General features: G+C 64.6%; 1 pseudogene. It reads left to right on the forward strand.

The window, feature by feature from the left end:
* Positions 1–427: pseudogene (locus tag HFC70_RS26455) on the forward strand (hypothetical protein); the annotation flags it as partial.

Genomic DNA, 427 nt, shown 5'->3' on the forward strand with positions numbered 1-427 from the left:
GTGGCAGGCGCTGCGCATCAACCGCGTGAAGATCGACGGCGACGTGCGCTCCACGGATCAGATTCAGGGGCAGTTGGCGGTACGTGTCGAGCAGCTGAAGCAGGACGCGCTGGAGGTCAGCCTGCTGACCCTCGACGCCAAGGGCAGCGAGAAGCAGCACCAACTGCAGTTGAAGATCGACGGCAAACCGGTCTCCGGCCAGCTGGCGCTGCAGGGCAGCTTTGATCGTCAGCAGCAGCGCTGGCGCGGCAATTTGAACAATACCCGCTTCGATACGCCGGTAGGGGAGTGGCGCCTGACGCGCGCCATCGCGCTGGACTACCTGAACGCCGAGCAGAAAATCAGCGTCGGGCCGCACTGTTGGCAGAACCCGAACGCCGAGCTGTGCGTGCCAAAGACCATTGAAGCCGGCCAGAGCGGCCAGGCC

It is taken from the genome of Agrobacterium sp. a22-2, assembly GCF_012276985.1.
Classification (GTDB): Bacteria; Pseudomonadota; Alphaproteobacteria; order Rhizobiales; family Rhizobiaceae; genus Allorhizobium.